Source organism: Ruegeria sp. K5 (assembly GCF_056531805.1).
Genome location: NZ_JBQFML010000001.1, coordinates 1,679,922 through 1,699,777, shown reverse-complemented (window position 1 = coordinate 1,699,777; position 19,856 = coordinate 1,679,922). Strand labels below are relative to the sequence as shown.

20 protein-coding genes are annotated in these 19,856 nt (G+C 62.7%); 7 read left to right on the top strand and 13 right to left on the bottom strand.

Annotated elements, in window-relative coordinates; translation table 11 throughout:
• Positions 1 to 4: 4 nt before the first annotated feature.
• The gene (locus ACR0MO_RS08215; protein WP_170452013.1) at positions 5 to 583 is read left to right on the top strand and encodes a TetR/AcrR family transcriptional regulator; all 579 of its coding nucleotides are present in this window, start codon (positions 5 to 7) and stop codon (positions 581 to 583) included.
• Here the strand turns inward: ACR0MO_RS08215 and kynU are convergent.
• Entirely contained in the window at positions 576 to 1,769 is a 1,194-nt protein-coding gene (gene kynU / locus ACR0MO_RS08210) for a kynureninase (RefSeq protein WP_170452011.1), read from the bottom strand. The genes ACR0MO_RS08215 and kynU overlap by 8 nt on opposite strands.
• Before the next feature lie 172 nt (positions 1,770 to 1,941).
• On the opposite strand from kynU, the gene ACR0MO_RS08205 reads away from it, so the two are divergent.
• The 3 genes from ACR0MO_RS08205 (at position 1,942) to ACR0MO_RS08195 (ending at position 5,556) form a co-directional block, all read left to right on the top strand.
• Positions 1,942 to 2,391 carry a methyltransferase family protein gene (locus ACR0MO_RS08205; RefSeq protein WP_170452009.1) on the top strand — a complete coding sequence of 150 codons (450 nt, stop codon included), beginning with the start codon at positions 1,942 to 1,944 and terminating at the stop codon, positions 2,389 to 2,391.
• 125 nt (positions 2,392 to 2,516) lie between these two features.
• Complete coding sequence (locus ACR0MO_RS08200) at positions 2,517 to 4,088, top strand: Re/Si-specific NAD(P)(+) transhydrogenase subunit alpha (RefSeq protein ID WP_170452007.1); 1,572 nt, start codon at positions 2,517 to 2,519, stop codon at positions 4,086 to 4,088.
• A 13-nt stretch (positions 4,089 to 4,101) separates the two neighbouring features.
• Positions 4,102 to 5,556, top strand: coding sequence for an NAD(P)(+) transhydrogenase (Re/Si-specific) subunit beta (locus ACR0MO_RS08195; RefSeq protein WP_170452005.1), 1,455 nt, complete (start codon positions 4,102 to 4,104; stop codon positions 5,554 to 5,556).
• 71 nt (positions 5,557 to 5,627) lie between these two features.
• Here the strand turns inward: ACR0MO_RS08195 and ACR0MO_RS08190 are convergent, their stop codons facing one another.
• The 8 genes from ACR0MO_RS08190 to ACR0MO_RS08155 are packed head-to-tail and all read right to left on the bottom strand — an operon-like array spanning position 5,628 to position 12,323.
• Positions 5,628 to 6,035, bottom strand: a complete 408-nt coding sequence (locus ACR0MO_RS08190; protein WP_480890678.1) for a Rid family hydrolase — start codon at positions 6,033 to 6,035, stop codon at positions 5,628 to 5,630.
• Positions 6,032 to 7,213, bottom strand: coding sequence for a malate dehydrogenase (locus ACR0MO_RS08185; protein WP_480890676.1), 1,182 nt, complete (start codon positions 7,211 to 7,213; stop codon positions 6,032 to 6,034). The genes ACR0MO_RS08190 and ACR0MO_RS08185 overlap by 4 nt, the downstream gene beginning before the upstream one ends.
• The gene (locus ACR0MO_RS08180; RefSeq protein WP_170611731.1) at positions 7,213 to 7,836 is read right to left on the bottom strand and encodes a BMC domain-containing protein; all 624 of its coding nucleotides are present in this window, start codon (positions 7,834 to 7,836) and stop codon (positions 7,213 to 7,215) included. The genes ACR0MO_RS08185 and ACR0MO_RS08180 overlap by 1 nt, the downstream gene beginning before the upstream one ends.
• Complete coding sequence (locus tag ACR0MO_RS08175; RefSeq protein WP_480890674.1) at positions 7,833 to 9,212, bottom strand: aldehyde dehydrogenase family protein; 1,380 nt, start codon at positions 9,210 to 9,212, stop codon at positions 7,833 to 7,835. The genes ACR0MO_RS08180 and ACR0MO_RS08175 overlap by 4 nt, the downstream gene beginning before the upstream one ends.
• A complete protein-coding gene (locus tag ACR0MO_RS08170) occupies positions 9,212 to 10,396 on the bottom strand; it encodes a hypothetical protein (RefSeq protein WP_170630869.1) in 1,185 nt (394 codons plus the stop codon). The genes ACR0MO_RS08175 and ACR0MO_RS08170 overlap by 1 nt, the downstream gene beginning before the upstream one ends.
• A 19-nt stretch (positions 10,397 to 10,415) precedes the next feature.
• Positions 10,416 to 10,724, bottom strand: a complete 309-nt coding sequence (locus ACR0MO_RS08165; RefSeq protein WP_170630867.1) for a BMC domain-containing protein — start codon at positions 10,722 to 10,724, stop codon at positions 10,416 to 10,418.
• A gap of 40 nt (positions 10,725 to 10,764) precedes the next feature.
• Positions 10,765 to 11,031 carry a EutN/CcmL family microcompartment protein gene (locus ACR0MO_RS08160; RefSeq protein WP_170630865.1) on the bottom strand — a complete coding sequence of 89 codons (267 nt, stop codon included), beginning with the start codon at positions 11,029 to 11,031 and terminating at the stop codon, positions 10,765 to 10,767.
• A complete protein-coding gene (locus ACR0MO_RS08155; protein WP_480890671.1) occupies positions 11,031 to 12,323 on the bottom strand; it encodes a glutamine synthetase family protein in 1,293 nt (430 codons plus the stop codon). The genes ACR0MO_RS08160 and ACR0MO_RS08155 overlap by 1 nt, the downstream gene beginning before the upstream one ends.
• Positions 12,324 to 12,414: 91 nt before the next feature.
• Here ACR0MO_RS08155 and ACR0MO_RS08150 point away from each other — a divergent pair, with 91 nt between their 5' ends.
• Positions 12,415 to 13,554 (top strand): FAD-dependent oxidoreductase, encoded by a 1,140-nt coding sequence (locus ACR0MO_RS08150; protein WP_480890669.1) that lies wholly within the window; start codon positions 12,415 to 12,417, stop codon positions 13,552 to 13,554.
• 6 nt (positions 13,555 to 13,560) lie between these two features.
• Here ACR0MO_RS08150 and ACR0MO_RS08145 read toward each other — a convergent pair whose 3' ends face one another.
• From ACR0MO_RS08145 to ACR0MO_RS08130, 4 genes are read right to left on the bottom strand one after another with little or no spacing between them, the layout of a single operon-like run.
• Positions 13,561 to 14,256, bottom strand: coding sequence for a type 1 glutamine amidotransferase (locus tag ACR0MO_RS08145; RefSeq protein WP_480890668.1), 696 nt, complete (start codon positions 14,254 to 14,256; stop codon positions 13,561 to 13,563).
• Positions 14,253 to 15,677, bottom strand: a complete 1,425-nt coding sequence (locus ACR0MO_RS08140; protein ID WP_480890666.1) for an FMN-binding glutamate synthase family protein — start codon at positions 15,675 to 15,677, stop codon at positions 14,253 to 14,255. Before ACR0MO_RS08140 ends, ACR0MO_RS08145 begins: the two co-directional genes overlap by 4 nt.
• Positions 15,662 to 16,375 carry a GltB/FmdC/FwdC-like GXGXG domain-containing protein gene (locus tag ACR0MO_RS08135; RefSeq protein ID WP_480584468.1) on the bottom strand — a complete coding sequence of 238 codons (714 nt, stop codon included), beginning with the start codon at positions 16,373 to 16,375 and terminating at the stop codon, positions 15,662 to 15,664. The genes ACR0MO_RS08140 and ACR0MO_RS08135 overlap by 16 nt, the downstream gene beginning before the upstream one ends.
• Positions 16,372 to 17,316, bottom strand: coding sequence for a class II glutamine amidotransferase domain-containing protein (locus ACR0MO_RS08130; RefSeq protein ID WP_480584466.1), 945 nt, complete (start codon positions 17,314 to 17,316; stop codon positions 16,372 to 16,374). The genes ACR0MO_RS08135 and ACR0MO_RS08130 overlap by 4 nt, the downstream gene beginning before the upstream one ends.
• A gap of 126 nt (positions 17,317 to 17,442) precedes the next feature.
• On the opposite strand from ACR0MO_RS08130, the gene ACR0MO_RS08125 reads away from it, so the two are divergent.
• Positions 17,443 to 18,114 (top strand): GntR family transcriptional regulator, encoded by a 672-nt coding sequence (locus ACR0MO_RS08125; protein WP_480890663.1) that lies wholly within the window; start codon positions 17,443 to 17,445, stop codon positions 18,112 to 18,114.
• Between the two features lie 119 nt (positions 18,115 to 18,233).
• Complete coding sequence (locus ACR0MO_RS08120) at positions 18,234 to 19,856, top strand: acyl-CoA dehydrogenase family protein (protein WP_480890660.1); 1,623 nt, start codon at positions 18,234 to 18,236, stop codon at positions 19,854 to 19,856.

The window sequence follows — 19,856 nt, the reverse complement described above, 5'->3', positions numbered from 1 at the left end:
GGGAATGAAGGATTCAAGTGAAGACAAGCGGCAAAAGGCCATCCTGGACTCGGCGTTTCAGGCGTTTTCCAGCTATGGCTTCCGCAAGACCTCGATGGACGACATAGCGCGCGGCGCTGGAATGTCCCGCCCTGCTGTCTATCTGCACTACAAGAACAAAGAGGCGATCGTTCGCGAGCTGACGCAACTGCATTACGCAGAGAAGATTGCCGCCGTGGCCAAGGCTCTGGCGGGCGAAGGATCGGTTTCGGATATTCTTGCGTCAGCTGTCAGGGCACAAATGGATGGTATGGCGGCTATTCTGGCCTCGCCCCACGGGGTCGAAATGCTGGATACGACCAAATCCATGTCGACCGACATTGTCGAACAGGGTGAGGCCGATCTGACCGATCTTTTCGCCGCGTGGCTGACCAGGATGCAAGCCGAAGGCCGCGCGCAAATCTTCGACGCGCCGCATGAGACGGCCACGACCATTACAGCAAGCCTGAAGGGCATCAAGCTGACCTCATCCAGCGCTCAGGATTTTGAACAGCGCATTGCCCAGTTGGCGGCGTTGATCGGGGCCGGGTTGGAGGTCAGGTAACCCGCTGGCGGATCTTGTATTCGGGCCGGTCCCAAAGCCGGTTGCTCATGATATCCGCCAGTATTTCGACGGCCCAATCCACATCCCCTTCATCGATGTAAAGCGGTGTGAACCCAAAGCGCATGATGTCCGGGGCCCGGAAATCTCCGATCACGCCACGGGCAATAAGCGCCTGCATCGCGGCATAACCGTCAGAGAACCGGAATGAGATCTGGCTGCCGCGCTGGGCCGGATCACGGGGACTGGCAAGTTCCAGATCAGGGCAGGTGGCCTCGACGCGGGTAATAAAGCGCTGGGTCAGTTCAATGGACTTGGTGCGAACATCCGCCATCTCGGCCATGTCCCAGATGTCCATCGCTGCCGACAGGGCGGTCATCTGAATAACCGGCGGGGTCCCGACCCGCATCCGTTCGATCCCGGCGCCGGGGCGATAATCCAGATCAAAGGCAAACGGAGCCTCGTGGCCCAACCAGCCGGACAAGGCCGGGCGCACCTGGTCAGAAAGGCGCGGCGCGACGTAGATAAAGGCGGGAGCACCCGGTCCGCCGTTGAGATATTTATACGTACAGCCGACGGCGAAATCGGCATTGCACCCGGCCAGATCCACCGGGATCGCACCTGCCGAATGCGCCAGATCCCAAACCGTCACCACGCCTTTGGCATGGGCCTGGTCGGTCAGCGCTTTCATGTCATGCATCCGCCCGGTGCGGTAATCGACCTCGGTCAGCATCAGAACGGCGATCTCATCCGTGATCGCTTCGGCCACCTGTTCGGGCTCAACCACGCGCAGTTCGTAGTCCGCGCCGAGCGATCGCAACAGCCCGTCGGCCATATACAGATCGGACGGGAAGTTGCCATTGTCCGACAGCACAACCCGGCGGTCCGGGTTCAGTTCCAAAGCCGAGGCAACCGCCTGATAAACCTTGATCGATAACGTGTCGCCGACAACAACGCTGCCGGGTTCGGCCCCGATCAGCCGCCCGATCCGGTCGCCCAGACCTACCGGCATCCCCATCCAACCGGCCTTGTTCCAGCCCGTGATCAGCATCTGGCCCCATTCGTCGGACATCATGGCCTGAACCCGGTCGGCCGCCCCTTTGGGTACAGGCCCCAAAGAGTTCCCGTCCAGATACACCATGCCATCTGGCAGCGTGAACATGGCCTTGGTTGCGGCGAAATCAGTCATGGCAGCTCACTTTATCGTTTCAAAGTCGCGGGTTACCTTGGGCGTAAACGATCCCCGCCGCCCTGTCCATTGATGCGACATACTGAGGTTTTGCTATTTTGGCCTGAAAACGATAGGACAGCGCCCAGAAACGACACGTGCCCTTACGTGGCGTCAATCTTCGAGGATTGCGATGCGCTGGATCGATGTTCCCCCTGTTTGGCTTGCGGGTTTTGTCCTGTTGGCCTGGCTGCAGGCGCGGTTCCTCAGCTTTGGTCTGTCGCTTGACGGGGGGCTGACCGATCTGATCAGCGGAGTGCTGATCGGCGGCGGCATCCTTCTGGCGGTCCTGGCCGTTGTCGAGTTTCGGCGGCATCAGACCACCGTCATCCCCCATGGAACGCCCAGCGCGATGGTGCAGTCCGGCATCTACAAGCGCAGCCGCAACCCGATCTATCTGGGCGACGTTCTTATTTTGGCAGGGCTGATCCTGCGGTTCGACGCGGTCGTGTCGCTTGCCCTTGTCCCGATCTTTGTCTGGGTGTTGGAGCGGCGCTTCATTCTGCCCGAAGAAGACCGGCTGCGCCGCACCTTTCGCGCTGATTTCGCCCGCTACGAACGCAAGACACGGCGCTGGGTTTAGGAGGGGGCGGCAATGACACAACGTAACAAATGCTGCGCTTGCGAAATAAAATTGCGCGAGATACACGTTTTCTTAACAATCAATACCGAGGACCTGCTCGGCCTTGGAACCACGGGAGATTGCCAGTGAAAATAGGCACACCAAGAGAGATATATGAGGGTGAGAATCGGGTTGCGATGACGCCTGAGTCTGCGGTTCAGTTGCAGAAGCTGGGGTATGCGTGCCTGATTGAGACGGGTGCTGGGGCTGCGGCCGGGTTTTCGGATGCGGTTTATGAGGCGGCGGGTGTTGAGGTTGTGAAGACCGCGGCGGCGCTGTGGAAAGAGGCTGACATTGTTGCCAAGGTGCGCCAGCCGAATGCGACGGAACTCAAGCGTCTGACCAAGGGCAAGACCCTGATTTCCTTCTTCAATCCTGCCGGGAACGAAGAAGGCATGGAGCTGGCCAAATCCAAGGGCGCGAATGTGATCGCGATGGAGATGGTGCCTCGGATCAGCCGCGCGCAGAAGATGGACGCGCTGTCCTCGATGGCCAATATCGCCGGTTATCGTGCGGTCATTGAGGCGGGCAACAACTTTGGCCGGTTCTTCACCGGTCAGGTGACGGCGGCGGGTAAGGTGCCGCCTGCCAAGGTGCTGATCGTGGGGGCCGGTGTGGCCGGTCTGGCGGCGATCGGGACCTCGACCTCGCTGGGTGCGATCACCTATGCGTTCGACGTGCGCCCCGAAGTGGCCGAGCAGGTCGAATCGATGGGCGCCGAGTTCGTCTATCTGGATTTTGAGGAACAGCAGCAGGATGGCGCGGCCACCGGCGGCTATGCCAGCGTTCAGTCGGAAGAATTCCGCAACGCGCAGCTGGCCAAGTTCCGTGAGTTGGCGCCAGAAATGGATATCGTCATCACCACGGCGCTGATCCCGAACCGCGAAGCGCCTGAGCTTTGGACCAAGGACATGGTCGAAAGCATGAAGCCGGGCTCGGTCATCGTTGACCTTGCGGCGGAAAAGGGCGGCAACTGCAAGCTGACCGTGGCGGATGAGAAGATCGTGACCGACAATGGCGTGACCATCATCGGCTATACCGACTTCCCCAGTCGGATGGCGGCGCAGTCCTCGTCGCTTTATGCGACGAACATCCGTCACATGATGACTGACCTGACGCCTGAAAAGGACGGCCAGATCAATCACAACATGGAAGATGACGTGATCCGCGGCGCGACCGTGACCCATGAGGGCGAGATCACCTTCCCGCCGCCACCGCCGAAAGTGCAGGCGATTGCGGCGCAGAAGAAACCCGAGGTCAAGGAACTGACCCCGGAAGAGAAAAAGGCGCAGGAAATTGCGGCCTTCAAAGCGCAGACCAAACAGCAGTTCACCCTGCTGGGGGTCGGCGGCGCGCTGATGCTGCTGGTGGGGCTGATCGCTCCGGCCAGCTTCATGCAGCACTTCATTGTCTTTGTGCTGGCCATCTTCGTGGGCTTCCAGGTGATCTGGGGCGTCGCGCACAGCCTGCACACACCGCTGATGGCGATCACCAACGCGATCTCGTCGATCATCATCGTTGGGGCGTTGATGCAGATCGGATCGGGGTCGTTCCTGGTCATTCTGCTGGCGGCGCTGTCCGTCTTCATGGCCGGGATCAACATCTTCGGCGGCTTCCTCGTAACCCGGCGCATGCTCGCCATGTTCCAGAAATCTTAAGGAGGCCGGGCACATGGAATTTGGCTTCACCACTGCCGCCTATGTTGTTGCAGCTGTTCTGTTCATCCTTTCGCTCGGCGGTCTGTCGAACCAGGAAAGCGCCAAGCGCGCGGTCTGGTATGGCATCGTCGGTATGGCGCTGGCGGTCTTTGCCACGCTGGTTGGCCCCGGTTCGGGTCTGTGGCTGCTGTCGCTGCTGCTGATCGCGGGCGGTGGTCTGATCGGTCAATATGTGGCGCAGCGCGTCCAGATGACCGAGATGCCGCAGCTGGTGGCCGCGATGCACTCGCTGGTGGGTCTGGCGGCTGTGTTTGTGGGCTTCAACGCGCATTTTGAGATCGGCAACGTGGCGCAGGTCATGGCGATTGCCGACAGCGCGTCTCAGGCGGATCTGAGCGATCTGGGCGCGTTTGCCAAGCTGATCGCCAAGAAAACCTCGGCCGAGCTGGCGATCCTGCATGTCGAGCTGTTCCTGGGCATCTTCATCGGTGCGATCACCTTTACCGGGTCGGTCGTGGCCTATGGCAAGCTGGCGGGCAAGGTGACCTCGGCGGCGACCAAGCTGCCCGGCGGTCATGCGCTGAATGCGGCGGCTGCTGGTCTGTCGCTGATCTGTCTGGTCTGGTACACTATGTCGGGCGGTCTGCTGCCGCTGATCCTGATGACACTGGCGGCGCTGTTCATCGGTTATCACCTGATCATGGGCATCGGCGGGGCCGACATGCCGGTGGTTGTGTCGATGCTGAACAGCTACTCGGGCTGGGCGGCTGCGGCGATCGGCTTCTCGCTGGGCAACGACCTGCTGATCGTTGTTGGTGCGCTGGTGGGCTCGTCCGGTGCGATCCTGTCCTACATCATGTGCAAGGCGATGAACCGTCACTTTGTCAGCGTGATCCTGGGCGGCTTTGGTGGCCCGCAGGGCGAGCAGATGGCCGTTGAAGGCGAACAAGTGGCGATTGACGCCGATGGCGTGGCCGCCGCGCTGAACGAGGCCGACAGCGTGATCATCATCCCCGGTTACGGCATGGCCGTGGCGCAGGCGCAGCAATCGGTTTCCGAGCTGGTCCGCAAGCTGCGCGCCAAGGGCAAAGAGGTGCGCTTTGCGATCCACCCGGTCGCGGGCCGTCTGCCCGGGCACATGAACGTGCTGCTGGCCGAGGCCAAGGTGCCCTATGACATCGTGCTGGAGATGGACGAGATCAACGATGACTTCCCGGATACGGATGTGGCCATTGTCATCGGCTCGAACGACATCGTGAACCCTGCGGCACAGGAAGACCCCAACAGCCCCATCGCCGGAATGCCGGTTCTGGAATGCTGGAAGGCCAAGCAGGTGTTTGTCTCGAAACGCGGTCAGGGCACCGGGTACTCGGGCATCGAAAACCCGCTGTTCTTCAAGGAAAACACCCGCATGTTCTACGGCGACGCCAAACAGTCGCTGGACAAGCTGCTGCCCATGATCGACTGATCAAACGGGTCGTAATCAAAACGCAAAGGGCGCCAATGGGCGCCCTTTTTTGCGTTTGAATGGGGGCCTATTCAGAAATCGATCTCGCCGGTTTCGTCGTGGATCACCGCATCCACGTCGATCTCCACCATCAGACCGGGTTGCGTCAGGCCCGCCTGCACGGCGGTCAGGACCGGGTCGATACCCTTGAACACCTCACCATGTACGCGGGCGAACTCACCTGCCTTTGACAGGTCGGTCAGATAGGCCCGCACCCGTCCCACATGGCGCAGCTCGGCCCCCATCTGCTTTAGCGCGTCTTCGGTGCGGGACAGGATATAGCGCGTTTGCGCGCCCACATCGCCGGGCGCATGGATGCGGCCCGTGGGTTCGATGGCCGTCGTGCCCGCGACCCAGACAAACGGGCCTATGCGTTTGGCCCGGGAATACGAGGCGACCTCTTCAAACCGTCCGCCGGAATTCCAGATGCGAACCGTCACAGGCCCAGCCTCAGCCGGATGGCATCCGCTGCCGTTTGCAGCGCCGCCTGTTCCGAGGGCGTCAGGCGCAGTTCCTCGACCTCGACCAACCCGCCCGCGCCCAGATGGGCGGGCACGCCCAGCACCACGCCATCGATGCCATATTCGCCCTGCAGCATGACCGAGACCGGAACCGGCCCGGTCCGTGCACTCCGGATGTGGTCGATCAACTCGATCGAGGCATGGGCCGGGGCAATCGTCGCAGAGCCCGATTTCTTGAGCGCCACAACCTGCCCGCCCCCGGTGATCGCATCCTGCACGCAGGCGTCGATTTGTTCGGGGGACAGGAACACGTCCAGCGGGCGGCCCTTGATGCGGGCGCGGCTGGGGATCGGGGCCATCTCGTCGCCATGGCTGCCAAGCGTAAACGCCTCGACATCGGCGGGTGTGACACCGGCGGACATCGCCAGTGCGTTGCGGAACCGGCTGCTGTCCAGCGTGCCTGCCATGCCCAGCACCCGTTCGCGCGGGAAACCCGTGGCGCGCAGCATCTCGACCGTCATTTCGTCCAGCGGGTTGGTCACTACGATCACGATGGCGTTCGGGGCGGCGGACCGGATCGCCTCAGCCGCCTGACGGATCACGCGGGCGTTCACGTCGATCAGATCGGCGCGGCTCATGCCCGGGCGTCGGGCGCGACCTGCGGTGACGACGACAACCTCGGCCCCGGTCACCAGATCCAGCGATTCTCCGCCGGTACACCGGGCGCAGGCACCGGTGATGCCGGATGTGTGGTTGAGGTCCAGCGCGGTCGAGGCCGCCAGTCCCGGCGCGATGTCGATCAGCGCAATCTCATCCGCGATATCCGCCATCGCCGCCAGATGCGCGATATTGCCGCCAACGCCCCCGGCCCCCACCAGCGCCAGTTTGCCCAGCCTGCGCGCCTTGCGCGGGGCGCGCGAGGGGGCGACCCATTTGGGCGAGCGGCGATAGAGCACCCGGCGCATCGATACCGCGCCGTCAGTGCGCGGCGGTTGCGGGCGTTCCAGCGGCCCATCTACCAGCGCGATCCCTACGCGTTCTGCGGTTTCGCGGGCCAATGCGGTTACGATGTCACCGGGCAGTACCTCGAACACGATCCTGCCGCGACGGCGGGCGTCTTCGACCGCGTCCGAACCTATGACGCGCGGAGTGGCCATCACCCGGCCTGCCCGTCCACGGCCTCGATGGCGCGGGTGGCGGCCTCGACGGCGGTTTTGACCGAGTTCTCCGAGCCCGAGATAAACAGACGCCCGAACCGCCCCACCGCACGCACCTCGACAATGTCGATCTCGGCGGCTTTTTCGGCCTCGTTCGCGGCAATCGAGATATAGGCGGCAGGCGCACATTCGACGATGCCCAGCGTTTGCCCGGGCACAATCAGCGCCCCCTTGCGCCATTTGTTCAGCAGTTGCGCCTGATAGGGTTCAACGCTGGTGATGATCTGCGTCGAACTGATTGCGGGCTTCAGCCGGTCAGACATCGACGCGCCAAGTTCCGCCAGCATCGCATCGCGCGCGGCGGACACTTCGGCATTCGAGGGTGAGCGCAGGATGAAAAACCCGAACTCGCGTTCCACCATTTGCGTCGTCGCCTCGACCGAAGACGCCTTGAGCGCCCGGTCGATCAGCGAGAACACCCCGTTGCCGGGCGCAAACTCACCAATCAGCACGGTGTCGCCGGACAAGGGCACCGAGCCCTGCACCGTCGCGCCGTTATAGGCGGCAAATTTAGGTTGCAGGTTGTCGATCTGCATCAGCGCCCGGATGGTGATCTCGCTCATGCGCCATACTCCTCGTAAATGTCGCGCCAGGGTCTGCTTTCATAGGCGACCCGCTTGATATTGATCAGATGCAGGGCCGTCACGTTGTCCGAGGTGATCGAGCCCGACCACGTGCCGGTGCCCAGCATGAAGGATGGTTCCAGATCGGTGGAATAGCCCATGCCGCCCATGATCCCCGGCGTGTTCACCAGCACCCGGCCTGTTGGGACCGTTGCGAACCGGGCCACCACCTCAGGGTCATCGGAGTGGATGACCGAGGAATGGCCCCAGCCTTCGAATTTGGCGATGGATTGTGCCAGCTCAATACCGTGATCGGTGGATTTCGCCTCATAAAACGCCAGCACCGGGTTCAGCTTTTCCGCCGAAAGCGGGCGGTGCCAGCCCACTTCGACCTCTTCCGACACCAGACAGCGGGTGCGCGGCGGGATCGAGAATCCGGCGGCATCGGCCAGCGCCTGCGGGCTTTGCCCGACCCGTTCCGGGTCCATCATCCGCGCGCCTTTGAAGATCACTTTGGCCAGCCGGTCGGCCTCGGCCGGGGTGCAGAAATAGGCCCCTTTGAGTTTCAGCTCGTGCCGCAGGTCGCGGGCGATTTCGGGGTCGGTAACCACGGCCTGCTCGCTGACGCAGGCGGTGCCGTAATCGAAACTTTTCGAGGCAACGATCATCTCGGCCACTTCGGCCAGATCGCGGGCTTTGGATTTATGCACGTAACAGGGCACATTGCCCGCCCCAACTGCCAGCGTCGGCTTGCCGCTGGAATAGGCGGCCTTGACCATCGCCGGGCCGCCCGTGGCCATCACGACCGAGGTGCGGCGGTGTCGCATCAACTCGGCTGTGCCCTGAATGGTCACCGCATCAAGGCATTGGATCAGCCCCTTGGGCGCACCCATCTGTTCGGCCACACGGGCCATGATGCGCACGGTTTCGATCCCGCAATTCACGCCGCGCGGATGTGGGGCGCAAACGATGGCATTGCCCGCCTTCACCGCCGACAGCACCTTGTAGATGATGGTCGAGGTTGGGTTCGTAACCGGAATCAGCGCGGCCACCACGCCCATCGGTTCACCAAAGGCGGCGACCTTGGTGGCATCGTCGCGCCAGAGCAGACCAAGGGTGGTCACATCGCGCAGATAATCCGCCACCGACAGGGCGTTGAACAGGTTCTTGACCCGCTTGTCGGGCACATTGCCATACCCGGTTTCCTCGACCGCCAGTTGCCCCAGCCGTTCAGCCTCGGGCTCGATGGCGCGGGCCATGGCGTCAACGATGGCATCCACCTGCGCGGGGTCGGTGCCCAGTAAGGCGCGGTAGGCCTCGAACGCGATTTCAGCAGCGCGGCGGGCAGCGGCGATGGAGTTCAGGTCAGCGTCCATCACGCGCCTCCGGTGGCTATGGTGTCAAAGATACGGCGGGCCTGATCGACGTCGCCTGCTGTAATTCCGATCGTTTCCAGCCGGCGACCAGCGGCAGCCACGTCTGCGCCCAAAATCCGGTCTGACATGGCGATCAGGCTGCTGGTCAGCGGCGTCGGAATGCCTGCCAGTTCCCCGGCTGACACAAGTGGCACCAGAGAGCCCAATACCCCGTCGCGCATCAAACCGCGCGCGGCCTGCTGATCCGGGATCGGACGTGCACCGGCCCCCCGCTCGGCCCCGGCAAAGGTCGAAACCCAGTCTTCGGTCTGCGGCAGGTTGCGCACGCCAAAGGCGGCGGCTATGCGCCGCCTCTCGTCGGCGAGCCCGTGGATCACCGCCATCTGGTCGGCCCCGATCAACGCGGCAAAGGTCTGGTTGGCCGCAAGCGGAACACCACCCATTGGCACAGCGGGACCGCCGGTGCCCATCGCCGCACCGCCAAGGATCAGCGCCGGGATCTCAACGGCGGCGGACAGGTCGCTGAACCCAGATGCCAGAACCGAGTCGACCGGGTGCAGGTTCGGCAGGTAGCGCGACAGCGCGCCCAGTACCTGATCCCGCCCGCGCGGTAAGGTCGCCGCAGCCATCGGTGCCGCCTGGGAGAGTGTCAGGCCCGACCCCTCGGCCCGGTACCAGTAGGGCAGGCCCTGCACCTCGACCAGCGTGACATCGGCGGTGCATCCCCCGATCCGCAGCAGCCATGCGGTTTCAACCGCACCCAGCGACCGGCCCGGGGCCAGAACCAGTATCTGCCCTTCGCTCAGATGATCGGCCAGTACCATGGCATAGGTACGTTGCTTGTGGATCGGACCGGTCAGGAAAATCGCCTGAGCATCGCGCACAGCGGCATCCAGTTCCGCCGTGGTGCGCACCGATGGCCCGTCGCGATCCACCTGATAGTTGCCCACTGGCCCGTCGCCCTGAATGCCGATGCCCGAGGATTGGGCCAGCAAAGCCAATTCGGCCCCATAGGCCGAAAACAGGGTGACCTCGGCCCCTTCGGCCAGACACAGAGCTGCCAGCAGGCGGGCGTCCGGCCCGCCGCCCAGAACGCAAATACGCTCCAGCCGAGGCGGCTCGGGCGCGTCCCGCGTGGTGCCGCGTGTCACGGCGCGGGTGAAATCCTCGAATCCGGCTGACATGAGACCTCCTCAGACGGGATCAGGCCGTCGAACCGGAACCGAGGCTGTCGATGATCCCCTCAAGCTCGTCATGAGGGCGCGCGATGACGTGGACCGAGACCACTTCGCCGACCTTGTTGGCCGCGGTCGCACCCGCATCGGTGGCCGCTTTGACCGCGCCGACCTCGCCGCGCACAAGCGTAGTGACCAGCCCGCCACCGGCTTTGGTCTGGCCCACAATTGCAACGCTGGCCGCTTTGACCATCGCATCGGCTGCTTCGATTGCACCGACCAGACCCCGGGTCTCGATCATGCCAAGGGCCATCTGCCCTGCCACTGGTTTCGCCATTTTCTGTTCCTCCGAAGATAAAAGTTCCGCGTGTTGTGACTCAGGTGATCGAAACGCGATCCACCACTGCGACGATGGCCAGATCGACCGGAGCGGTGGACAGCCCCGCAGCCATGCGCGCCGCCGATCCGGTGACAAGCAGCACCGTGTCGCCGACCCCCGCGCCGCAGGTGTCGACCGCCACGCGCGCCGGATCGATCAGCTTGCCCTTGCCGTCGACCAGATCGGTCAGCAGCAGTTTCGACCCCACCAGCTTGGCGTCCTTGGCGGTTGCCGTGACGGTTCCTGCGACCTTGCCCAGATGCATCAGAGCGTCCTCAGATAGCGGTCCAGTTCGACCTGCGTGACCTGCTGGTTGAAGAAATCCATCTCGCGCTCGGCCTGTTGTACGACCAGTTGCCATTGCATCTCGCCCAGCACATCGCGCAGCCAGTCCGAGCCCTGCGCCAGCGCGATGGCCGTCGGCAGATCGGTTGGTATCAGATCGCCGATACCCTCTTCATAGGCGTTTCCGGGTGTGGGGTCGGTGGGGGTCAGCCCCTGTTCGATCCCGTCCAGCCCCGCGGCAATCTCGGCGGCGAGCAGCAGATAGGGGTTCGCATCCGCCCCCGCATCGCGCTTCTCGACGCGCACGGCACTGTCGGACCCCTCGATCACGCGAATGCCCACGGTGCGGTTGTCATAGCCCCAGCTGGTGTTGATCGGGCAGAACGTATAGGGCTGCCGACGGCGATAGCCGTTGACCGTCCCGCCGCCGCAAATCGACATCTCGCACATGCGCTGTTGCAGACCGGCGATGAAGGATTTTCCGGTGTCGTTGATCTTTCCATTGTCGGCAAAGACGTTCACGCCATCCTTCCACAGTGAATAATGCGTGTGGAACCCGTTGCCGGACTGATCGAAAAACGGCTTGGGCATGAAGGTCGCCAGATAGCCATGGGCAATGCCCAACTGGCGGATCAGGGATTTGAACAGAACCACGCGATCCGCCGCCGCGAGGGCTTCGCCATAGCGAATGTTCACCTCGATCTGACCGGCTGCGTATTCCGGGTTCGACTGTTCGATGGGAATACCGCATTCGTTGATCTGCTGGCGGATTGGGCCCACGATATGTTCCATCCGCGCCGCGCGGCCCAGGCCATAGACCTGAATACCACTGTCGCGCGGCTGGCCGGTTTCGGGATCGAGCAGGTAGAACTCCAGTTCGGTGCCCACATTGACCTCGAACCCCATGTCGCGGGCGCGGTCGACCTGACGGACCAGAGCCTGACGGGGATCGATCGGCACCGGCTTGTGATCCATGCCCTCGGCGCGGCCAAAACAGACCGCCACGCCGGGTTCCCACGGCACCGGCACCGGCTGCGTCATCGGGAACACATGCATGTCCGGATAGCCATTGTCGAAATTGACATAAGGCGTGTCCCAGACATCGCAGGTCATGTCGATGGCCAGCAGGGCAATCGACAACGCATTGCCGCTTTGACAGACGTGATCCCAATGGCTGGCCGGAATGCGCTTGCCGCGCATGATGCCGTTCAGATCACCCACACCCAGAATGACGGTATGTATGCCCTCGGGCAGTTCAAACCCCGAACTCATTTGCGCGCGCTCCCTGTTTTTGGCTTTATAATTGCTGTATTCTGTATACAGTATTCACAAAGCCAGCCCGGAAACAAGGAAAATCTGCGCCATGTCCAAAAGCTCTGTAATCGTTGTCGGGGGTGGTATTGCCGGGGTCATGACCGCGCTGACCCTGCAACGGCGCGGCGAGGCCGTGACGCTGATCGATCGGTGGGAACCGGGACATTCCCGTGCATCTTCAACGGATTACAACCGGATGATCCGCGCCATTTCCGGGCGGGACGAGTTCTATACGCGGTGGGCCCGCGAAAGCCGCCTTCGGTGGCTCGAGCTGCAGGCCGAGAGCGGGCAGAACCTGATGTATGAATGCGGCGCGCTGATTCTGGCGACCGGGGGGCATTGCGACTGGGAAGACGCCACTGCCGAAACCTTCGACCGGGTCGGCGTGCCCTATTACAAGTTCGCGCGGCAGGACATCGAGGCCCGGTTTCCGCAATTCCGGGTGCCCGATATCGACTATGCCCTGTTCGAGCCCGAGGCCGGGATGCTGATGGCCCATCGCTGTGTGCTGACCGGGCTGGACCTGTTCCGCCGCGCGGGCGGCACCGTGCGGCGCGGCCGCGTCACCACCGACGGGTCCGAACGTCCGATGCTTGACGGCAAACCGCTTGAGGCCGATCTGATCGTCATCGCCACCGGCCCCTGGATGGCGGATATGTTCCCCAAAACGATCAAGCCGATCTCGACCGTGGTTGGGGTCAATGTCCTGTATACCTCGACCCCCGACGGGTCCGAGGATTTCGACATGAGCCGGATGCCCTGCTGGATCGATCACGGGCAGGGCTCATTCGGGCTGCCGTCCTCAGAAGGGTCGGGCGTCAAGGCGGCGGTGGTGATCCCGGACAAGATCGATCTGGACAATGACGAACGCCTGATCCGCCGGGAAACGCTGGGCCGCACCCGCAGCTATATCCGCCACCGCCTGCCGGGGCTGGACGGGCAGCGGGTGGTGGATTCCAAGTTCAACCAGATCATCCTGACGCCTGACACCCATTTCATCGTCGACTGGCATCCTGAACATGACAACGTGCTGTTCGCCGGTGGGTGTTCGGGACATCTGTTCAAACACGCGCCGGTGTTCGGAGAGTTCGTGGCAGGCGTCGGATTAAAGGATTTCGGCACTGCCGACCGGTTCAAGATCACAGGTCGCAGAAAGCTGAGCCCCAAGGAAAGCCCCAGCGGGCGTTAACCCCCTTTAGTCGGGCCTGTAGGTTCCGCGAAACAGATCGACGGCCTCAGACACCGCCAGATCCAGGGGCACGTCGCTGCTGTGAAGGTCGGCCAGACCGGCATCAGCCTCATACCCGGTCAGAAACACATCGCGCCCGCGCTGGAACAGGTCGCGCAGGTGGACGGCCTGGTATTCGGGGTGAAACTGCACCGAACGCGCCGGGAAATCATAGTCCAGCGCCCCAACCGGGCAGTGACTGGCCGCCCCCGTCACCCGCGCGGATGGCGGCACCTTCGTCACTTGGTCCTGATGCCAGACATAGGCGTCCACATGATCGCCGCCATACTCAAAGTGCCGCGCGCCAACGATATTGCCAACCGCCGCCTTTTCGGCTTTGCCGCCATAGACATCGGCCATGATCTGATGGCCAAAACAGATGCCAAAGACCGGCTTTTGCCCGGCTTTGCACTCCACCAGAAACGCCCGCAGGGGCTGCATCCATTCGGTGTCGTCATAGACCCCAAATTCCGAGCCTCCGACGATCACGCCATCAAAATCCGCCAGCGCGGGCAGCGGCGCGCCGTCCACCACGTCGGTTGCAGTAAACCGTGCCTCGGGCAGATGTGGCGCAAGCCAGTCGCGGATCTGCTGCGCGGTGCGCGGCAGACCCTGCAACAGCGGCAGCGGATGGCCGGTCAGTTCAAGAAGTGCAATCCTCACCAATCAAACGCGCGGTCGATCCCGGCCATTTTCACGCCGGTAAAGGCCGACGCCTCAAAGCTGAGCGCGCGCAGGTCTTCGGTCTCCAGATTATGGACCGAGGATTTGCCGCAGGCCTTGGCCAGTGCGGTGATCTCCATCGTCATTGCGGTCAGATAGCGGGCGATGCGCTCGGCCCCTGCATGGGGGTTCATGCGCGCCTCAAGGTCCGGGTCCTGCGTGGCCACACCCACCGGGCAGCGGCCCGTATGGCAATGGTGACACGCGCCCGGAGAGGTGCCCAAAGCGGTATAATCCTCAAGATAGCGCGGGCTGTTGCACCCCAGCGCCACCATCGCCGCGTTGCCGATCATCACCGCATCCGCGCCCAAGGCCAGACATTTGGCCGCATCCACACCCGACCGGATGCCACCGGCGGCCACAAGGGACACTTTGCCGGTCATGCCGCAGTCGTCCAACGCCTCGCGCGCTGCGCGAATGGCGCTCATGGTCGGGATGCCGGTGTGGTTCAGCAGCAGTTCGGGCGAGGCCCCGGTGCCGCCCTCGGCCCCGTCCACCACAACCACATCCGCGCCCGCTTTGGCGGCAACTGCCACGTCGAACCGGGGGCGGGTTGCGCCCATCTTGATGAAGATCGGCACCTGATAGTTGGTGGCAATCCGCAATTCCTCGATCTTGACGGACAGATCGTCGGCCCCAAGGAAATCCGGATGCCGGATGGTCGAGCGTTGATCGACCCCTTCGGGCAATGTTCGCATCTGGCTGACACGCGGGCTGACCTTCATGCCCAGCAACAGGCCGCCGGTTCCCGGCTTGGCCCCCTGCCCCACGACAATTTCCAGCGCATCGGCGCGGCGCAGATGGTCCAGATCCACGCCATAGCGAGCGGGCGACATCTGATAGAGCAGGCGCTGCGAGGCTTCGCGCTCTTCCTCCAACATGCCGCCTTCGCCGGTGCAGGTCATGGTGCCCACTTTTGACGCCCCATAGCCCAGCGACGCCTTGGCCGAGGCCGACAATGCGCCGAAAGACATGGAGGCGATGTAGATCGGGATTTTCAACTCCAGCGGACGTTCGACCAACCCGCGCCCACCGCCCAGAACGGTCGTCGTATCGCAACTCTCACGATAGCCTTCCAGCGGCAGGCGGGTCATGGTTGCGGGGACAAATGTCAGGTCGTCAAAGGTCGGCATCCGCTTATTGAACGTGTTGTAGCCGCGCACCTGATACCGGCCCAACTGCGCCAAAGCGTGAACCTCCGAGATCGCCTCGGGCGTCCAGCGCGTCGATCCGCCTTCGTCGTATGAGGAGGGCACACCCGCCGGGCGACCCTCGATTGCGCCTGCGTCGCGGAACCGGATTTCCTCCTCGGGGGCGACGTCGAATGGATACTCATAGGGTTTACTCAGATCATGAGCCATGCGCTTGCGTCCCTGCTTTCAAAATACCAAAGGCGTTGACCGGAAACCATCTTGCGCCAGTTCCGGGAACGGTCGACCAGCCCCAGCGGATCGAGGATCGCGTCGACCTCGGCCACTTCCTCGGCGGTCGGTTCGATCACGTTGACATCGACGCCGACGCTATCGACCTCACCCGCGACCCAGACCTCGCCCTCCCACAAAGCATCAGCGCAGGATTCGCCCGCGCCGCCCAATGCGATGATCCGCCCGGAATGGGCCATAAAGCCCGATTGATAGCCGATCTTGCCCTCAACCACGATATTGCCGCCCTTCATGGCAACACCAACACGCGGCCCGGCATCGCCCTTGACGTGGATCGTGCCGCCGATCATCGCGGCCCCGCAGGACATGCCCGCATAACCACCGACAGTGATGTGACCCTTGGCCATGCCTTCCCCCACGGCCCAGCCGCAATTGCGTTCGATGGTGATATTGGCCCCGGTATTCAGCCCGCCGCAGTAATACCCAACCGAGCCTTCAAAGGTGATGTCCACATTGTCCGGCAGGCCCACGCCCAGATTGTGCCGGGACAGCGTATCAACCACCCGGATCGGACGACCTGTGGCACAGGCGGCCATGATGTCCCGGTTCACCTCACGGATATGGCGCTTGCCAACCTCGATAACGATCTCATCCATCTGTGCTGCCACCTCGCTCATGCCGCCAGGGTCCGGTTGCCGACGCCCCAGATGCCGGTCAGCGAGGGGCCGTCATAGTTGATCACGTCACATTCCTCGGTCATCACCCGGCGCACGGCCTGTTCCTCGGTCGCGGCGGCCAGGTCGCCGTTGCGGTTGACGACGACCAGCGGCTTCATCGCAAAACGATCCTTGGCAAAGCCGATCCCGTCCGGCGTGGCGATCATGTAGGTAAAGACCCCGTCGATCGAAGTGATCGACTTTTTCAACGCCTGCTCCATGGTCAGGCCCGCTTTCATCTGGTCGCTGACCCAGACCGCGATCAACTCGCTGTCATTCTCGGTCAGGAACCGATAGCCCGCGCGGGTCAACCGGTCGCGCCAAGTGAAATAGTCGGTGATCTGCCCGTTATGGACAATCGCCACATCCGAAAACGGCCGCGCCCAGAACGGGTGCGAGGCATTGGGCAGAACCGAGCTTTCCGTCGCCAGCCGCGCATGGCCCAACCCATGGGTGCCGATCATGTCACGCACGCCATGCTTGTCGGCCACCGCTTCGGCCCCGCCAATATCCTTGATGATCTCAAGGCTGCGGCCACAGGACTGAACCTCGATCCGGTCGGTCAGTTCATCGGCATCTGCGACCCAGGCCTGCAGATTCGACGGGTCCGAGATCTCGATCCGAAAACAGTAATGGCGGTTTTCATCCGTCACGATCTGGGGGTCGGACAGAAAGCTGCTGCCATGTTCACGCAAAACGGATTCAAAGGCGGTCAGGTCCGCATCCTGCCGGGATTTGTCAAACCCCATTCCGCGCAGGACATACCCGGTTTCCCGTGGCACGCCATAAACAGCAAACCCGGTACTGTCCGCGCCCCGGTGTTCCTGCGCATCCATCAGGTCAACCAGATCCGCACCAACCTTGCCGGGCGCGGCCAGTATCCTGCCAGCTATTCCACACATGAAGAGCTCCCTGTTCAATCGCGTTTGTATACTGTATACAGTACACGAGTAATAGCAACCCTATTCGCCTTGGCACCTGTTGGATTTTTGAATACAGAATTCAAAAGACAGAAAGAGAGGCTGCGAGTGGCTCTGAAACAAATAAAGACACAACGCCGACGGCTGGCGGATGAGGTCTATGATCAACTGGTCGACGCGATCATGAGTCGCGAGATCACGACCGAGGACCGGCTAGTGCAGGAAAAACTGGCCGCCGAGCTGAACATCAGCCGCACCCCCGTGCGCGAGGCCTTGATGCGGCTGGAAACCGAAGGCGTGCTTGAGGTTGCGGCCAGCGGCGGCTTTCGTCTCGCCCAGATGGATCAGAACGAGGTCCGGCAATTATATCAGGCGCGGGCCGCAATCGAAGGGCAGGCAGCACGGATTCTGGCCGTTCACGCCGAACCGGACGTGCTGAACCGGCTGCGAGATCTCATTCGTCGCGAAGAGGATCTGACAGACCCGTCCACCCGCGACTATTTCATCGCCAACCGCCGTATCCACCGGGCCTTCATGGCCGAGGCGGGCAACAAGTTCCTGTTGGACATGTTCGACATGATCTGGGGCAAGGCGATGGCGTTTCACCTGTTTTCGGCCATTGAAAACGTCGATATTTCAAAGTCCCTCGGAAACCATCTGATGCTGGTCGACGCCATTGCTTCGGGTGACGCGACCGAAGCGCTTGAAACCTTTACCGCCCATATTCAGGCCGGTTTTGACCTGCAGATCGAAGGGCTGAAGGAAGAACACAAAAACTGAAGCCGGTGACGGGCGGTCCAGACGGCCAGCCCGTCCGTGGATGACGCGACGATACAAATGCAAAGCAGGGGCCTCCGTGTCATCGTTTGTCAGAAATGACAGAAATGAACGTGAGCGCCATGACCACATCCGCATCAATGAGCCACCTGCCCACGCATGAGGTGCAAAACCAGCCCGTCCCCCGCGATGGTTTTGATCTTTGGGCCACCGACCCGATCCTGCGCGATCACATCGGGCTGAGTCAGGCCGATACCGCACAGATCGCCGATATGGGTGCCCGACTGGGCAGCGCCGAGATGCGCGAAGCCGGACGCGAGGCCAACCGGGTCGAGCCCAAACTGATCAGCTTTGACCGCTCGGGCCGCAGGCTGGACGAGGTGCGGTTTCACCCCGGCTATCACAAGATCATGGATCTGGCGTTTACCTCGGGCATTGCCGCAGCGGCCTGGGACGGGGCCAAGGGTGGGCACACTCACTACATGGCGGGCATGTATATGCTCAGCCAGGTTGAACCGGGAACAAGCTGCCCGGTGACGATGACCTATGCCGCCACGCCCTCGCTGATGGCCGCGCCCGAGCTGGAGCGGATCTGGCGGCCCAAGCTGACCGCGCGGGCCTATGACACGGACATGAAACCGGTACAGCAAAAACGCGCCGCCACCCTTGGCATGGCGATGACCGAGAAACAGGGCGGCTCGGATGTGCGGGCCAACACCACCGTGGCCACGCCCGATGGTGACGCCTATCGGCTGCGCGGGCACAAATGGTTCTGTTCGGCCCCCATGTCCGACGGCTTCCTGACGCTGGCGCAGGCCCCCGGCGGGCTGACCTGTTTTCTGGTGCCCCGCTGGCTTGAGGGCGAGCGCAATTCGCTGTATGTGATGCGCCTTAAAGAGAAGCTGGGCAACAAGGCCAATGCCTCGTCCGAGATCGAATATCACGACACGCTGGCCTATCGCGTGGGTGATGAGGGGCGCGGCGTGCCCACCATCATCGAAATGGTGCAGCACACCCGTCTTGGCACCGCCATGGCACCCGCCGGTCTGATGCGCGGCGCGCTGGCCGAGGCGAAATGGTGGGTCGAAGGACGCTCGACCTTTCAGCGCCGGTTGATCGACCAGCCGATGATGCGGTCGGTTCTGGCCGATCTGACGCTGGATTTCGAAGGCACAACCGCGCTGGCCCTGCACATCGCACGCGCCTTTGACAGCGGCTCGGCAGATGACATGGCCTATGCCCGTATCGCGGTCGCGCTTTCCAAGTTTCTGGGCAACAAGCTTGCGCCAACGATCGTCTATGAAGCGATGGAGTGTCTGGGCGGCGTTGGCTACACCGACGACACGCCCCTGCCCTTGCTGTTCCGTGAAACGCCGCTCAATTCGATTTGGGAAGGGTCCGGCAATGTGATCTGTCTGGACGTGTTGCGCGCCCTGACGCGCGAACCGGAAAGCGGTGAGGCACTGCGCGCGGATCTGGACAAGGCGCGCGGGGCCAACACCGCCTTTGATGCCGCACTTGATCAGCATTTTGCCCGCTGGCCTGCCCTTCCGGCAGAAGCGGAGGTCCGGTGGTTTGCCGAAAGCCTGGCCACGTTGATGACTGCGTCGGTGCTGCTGCGTCATTCACCCGCCGCAGTGTCGGATGCCTATGTCGCAACCCGCCTGAACCCGGAAGGGCGCGGCCGGATCTACGGGGCCGTCAGCGGCATGGACACCAGCGCCATTCTTGAGCGGCTGGGTTAA

Coding starts and splice junctions, on each gene's coding strand:
- ACR0MO_RS08215 (WP_170452013.1), top strand. CDS start 5: ATGAAGGATTCAAGTGAAGACAAGCGGCAAAAGGCCATCCTGGACTCG.
- kynU (WP_170452011.1), bottom strand. CDS start 1,769: ATGACTGATTTCGCCGCAACCAAGGCCATGTTCACGCTGCCAGATGGC.
- ACR0MO_RS08205 (WP_170452009.1), top strand. CDS start 1,942: ATGCGCTGGATCGATGTTCCCCCTGTTTGGCTTGCGGGTTTTGTCCTG.
- ACR0MO_RS08195 (WP_170452005.1), top strand. CDS start 4,102: ATGGAATTTGGCTTCACCACTGCCGCCTATGTTGTTGCAGCTGTTCTG.
- ACR0MO_RS08185 (WP_480890676.1), bottom strand. CDS start 7,213: ATGGCCACTCCGCGCGTCATAGGTTCGGACGCGGTCGAAGACGCCCGC.
- ACR0MO_RS08180 (WP_170611731.1), bottom strand. CDS start 7,836: ATGAGCGAGATCACCATCCGGGCGCTGATGCAGATCGACAACCTGCAA.
- ACR0MO_RS08175 (WP_480890674.1), bottom strand. CDS start 9,212: ATGGACGCTGACCTGAACTCCATCGCCGCTGCCCGCCGCGCTGCTGAA.
- ACR0MO_RS08170 (WP_170630869.1), bottom strand. CDS start 10,396: ATGTCAGCCGGATTCGAGGATTTCACCCGCGCCGTGACACGCGGCACC.
- ACR0MO_RS08165 (WP_170630867.1), bottom strand. CDS start 10,724: ATGGCGAAACCAGTGGCAGGGCAGATGGCCCTTGGCATGATCGAGACC.
- ACR0MO_RS08160 (WP_170630865.1), bottom strand. CDS start 11,031: ATGCATCTGGGCAAGGTCGCAGGAACCGTCACGGCAACCGCCAAGGAC.
- ACR0MO_RS08155 (WP_480890671.1), bottom strand. CDS start 12,323: ATGAGTTCGGGGTTTGAACTGCCCGAGGGCATACATACCGTCATTCTG.
- ACR0MO_RS08150 (WP_480890669.1), top strand. CDS start 12,415: ATGTCCAAAAGCTCTGTAATCGTTGTCGGGGGTGGTATTGCCGGGGTC.
- ACR0MO_RS08140 (WP_480890666.1), bottom strand. CDS start 15,677: ATGGCTCATGATCTGAGTAAACCCTATGAGTATCCATTCGACGTCGCC.
- ACR0MO_RS08135 (WP_480584468.1), bottom strand. CDS start 16,375: ATGAGCGAGGTGGCAGCACAGATGGATGAGATCGTTATCGAGGTTGGC.
- ACR0MO_RS08130 (WP_480584466.1), bottom strand. CDS start 17,316: ATGTGTGGAATAGCTGGCAGGATACTGGCCGCGCCCGGCAAGGTTGGT.
- ACR0MO_RS08120 (WP_480890660.1), top strand. CDS start 18,234: ATGACCACATCCGCATCAATGAGCCACCTGCCCACGCATGAGGTGCAA.